Genomic DNA, 2,659 nt, shown 5'->3' on the forward strand with positions numbered 1-2,659 from the left:
TTGTGGTGAGGTGACTGGATTTCCGGTGTTTCCTCTTCCGATCTGGCCGCTTATGCGGGGCTGCTCCTGCATCGCGCGTGGCTGCGCGACGCGCTGGCCGCGCGGCGCATCCGCGCCGAAGTGGCGGCGAAGCTCGGCGCCGACGCACTCGAACTCGCGCTCGAACGCGCGCCGGAATTCGGTGCGCTCGCTGACACGCTGGAGCCGTGGCGCGCCGATCCCGCCGCGTTGCCTGCCGTGATTCGTGCGCGCGGCGGGCGGCTGCTGGCGGATTTCATCGGCGTGGCGGGCGACGCGGTCGCGCGGCGCACGCGCCTGAAATTTCACCGCGCGATCGACGACGAAGCGCCGTACTGGCTGAACCGCGCACAGCGCGACCAGTTCGGCGAACTGATGTTCCTGTTTCTGATTCCCGAGAGGCTTGCGTCATGGGACTGGCTTTTCTGATCACGAGCGACAACCTGCAACTCCTGTCGGAGCGCAAGGTGCTCAAGGAGCGCGAATACGCCGCTTTGCTCGACGCGTCGGCGGTGATCGCCACCGCGCGTGACGAGGCCGCGCGCATCGTCGCCGACGCGCAGCGCGAATTCGACAAACGCCAGGCGGCCGGCTACGACGAAGGGATGCGCCGCGCGCAGCGCGAGCAGGCCGCGCAGGCCTATACGCAGGCGCTCGCCGCCGCGCGCACGATGGAGACGATGAAGGATGCGATGGCCGACATCGTCGTGAAGGCCGTGCGCGCGATCGTCGGCGAGATGAGCACGCGGACGCTGTACGAGGCCGCGCTCGCGCGGATCGCGCCGCTCGTGCGCGACGAGGCGTTCCTGATCGTGCGTATCGCGCCCGGCCGCAAGGACGAAATGCGCGACGCGCTCGACGGCGCATTCGCCGGGCAGTCGAACCGGCAGAAGATCCGCATCGTCGAGGATGCGCAGCTCGAGCGCCACGCGTGCACGGTCGAGACGCCGTCCGGGCGCATCGACGCGAGCCTCGACCTGCAGATCGACGCATTGCGCCAGGCGATCCGCCGCGATGCGCTGAAGGGCGCCGCGCGATGAACGCGCCGCTCGACGATCCGCAGCCGTCCGGTGACGACGACGGTGCGCCGTTCGATCGCGGTCGCCTCGTCGGCGAACTCGATGCGGGCCTCGCGTTCTTCTCGCCGGTGTCGGTGCAGGGCCGCGTCAACCACGCGGTCGGGCAGATCCTGAATGCGACGGGCATCCGCGCGCGGCTCGGCGAAATCTGCGAGCTGCGCACGCCGAACCAGCCGACGCTGCTCGCCGAGGTGGTCGGCTTTTCGCGGCAGACGACGCTGCTCACGCCGCTCGGCGACGTGGCGGGCCTGTCGCCCGAGACGACCGTCGTGCCGTCCGGGCGCGAGCATGTGTTTCCGGTGGGAGAGGGGCTGTTCGGTCGCGTGCTCGACGGGCTCGGCCGGCCGCTCGACGATCGCGGGCCGGTGACGGGCGCCGCATGGGTGTCGACGCAGCAGGACCCGCCGAATCCGCTCGCGCGCAAGATGATCGACACGCCGTTTCCGACCGGCGTGCGCGTGATCGACGGCCTGATGACGCTCGGCATCGGGCAGCGCGTCGGCATCTTCGCGCCGTCCGGCGTCGGCAAGAGCACGCTGCTCGGCATGATCGCGCGCGGTGCGCAGGCCGACGTGAACGTGATCGCCCTGGTGGGCGAACGCGGCCGCGAGGTGCGCGAATTCATCGAGCACAGCCTGTCGCCCGAGGTGCGCGCGCGTTCGATCGTCGTGGTGTCGACGTCCGATCGCCCGGCGATGGAGCGCGTGAAATCCGCGCTGGTCGCCACCGCGATCGCCGAACATTTCCGCGATGCCGGCAAGCGCGTGCTGCTGCTGGTCGATTCGCTGACGCGCTTCGCGCGTGCGCAGCGCGAGGTCGGCCTCGCGAGCGGCGAGCCGCCGACGCGGCGCAGCTTCCCGCCCTCGACGTTCGCGGTGCTGCCGCGCCTGCTCGAGCGCGCGGGGCAGGGCGCGCGCGGATCGATCACCGCGCTCTACACGGTGCTCGTCGAAGGCGACGAGGAATCGGATCCGATCGCCGAGGAAGTCCGCTCGATCCTCGACGGCCATATCGTGCTGTCGCGCAAGATCGCGCTCGCGAACCGCTATCCGGCGATCGACGTGCTCGCGAGCCTGTCGCGCGTGATGCCGCTCGTCGCGAGCCGCGCGCACCAGCAGGCGGCCGCGCGCGTGCGCGAGCTGATCGCGAAGTACCAGGAGATCGAGCTGCTCGTGCAGATCGGCGAATATCGCGAAGGCAGCGACCGGCTCGGCGATCTCGCGCTGCGCGCGCGCGACGCGATCGGTGCGTTCTGCGCGCAGGCGTCGGACGAGGACGTGCGCTTCGACACGCTGCTCGCGAAGTTGACGAAGCTGGCGAACGATCATGTCTGAAGCCGACGACCGCCTCGTGCTCGCGACGCTCGCGCGCCTGAAGCGCGTGCGCGAGATGCGCAGCCAGATCGCACGCATCGCGGCCGCGCGGCAGCAGGGTATTGCCGCGCGGAGCCGCCGTGCGCTCGATGCCGCGCATGCGCAGCTTGCGCGGCAGGTCGCCGCGAAGGCCGCGATCCAGACGCGGCTCGCCGACGACGTGCGCGAGGCGCGCGCGTTGCAGAACGC

At 70.8% G+C, this 2,659-nt stretch carries 2 protein-coding genes and 2 pseudogenes; all 4 read left to right on the plus strand.

The genetic code is table 11. From position 1 onward, the window contains the following. Positions 1-42 precede the first annotated feature (42 nt). Positions 43-447 (plus strand): annotated as a pseudogene (locus G3N96_RS38310) (bcscK); the annotation flags it as partial. Then, positions 429-1,058: a type III secretion system stator protein SctL gene (sctL, locus tag G3N96_RS38315; protein ID WP_105818122.1), complete on the plus strand. Its 630-nt coding sequence runs from the start codon at positions 429-431 to the stop codon at positions 1,056-1,058. The pseudogene G3N96_RS38310 and the gene sctL, both read left to right, overlap by 19 nt. After that, the gene (sctN, locus tag G3N96_RS38320) at positions 1,055-2,431 is read left to right on the plus strand and encodes a type III secretion system ATPase SctN (protein WP_124578192.1); all 1,377 of its coding nucleotides are present in this window, start codon (positions 1,055-1,057) and stop codon (positions 2,429-2,431) included. Before sctL ends, sctN begins: the two co-directional genes overlap by 4 nt. Then, a pseudogene (locus tag G3N96_RS38325) lies at positions 2,424-2,659 on the plus strand (hypothetical protein); the annotation flags it as partial. The gene sctN and the pseudogene G3N96_RS38325, both read left to right, overlap by 8 nt.

Source organism: Burkholderia sp. Se-20373, assembly GCF_017104705.1.
In the GTDB taxonomy this organism is placed as follows: Bacteria; Pseudomonadota; Gammaproteobacteria; order Burkholderiales; family Burkholderiaceae; genus Burkholderia.

Coding starts and splice junctions, on each gene's coding strand:
- sctL (WP_105818122.1), top strand. CDS start 429: ATGGGACTGGCTTTTCTGATCACGAGCGACAACCTGCAACTCCTGTCG.
- sctN (WP_124578192.1), top strand. CDS start 1,055: ATGAACGCGCCGCTCGACGATCCGCAGCCGTCCGGTGACGACGACGGT.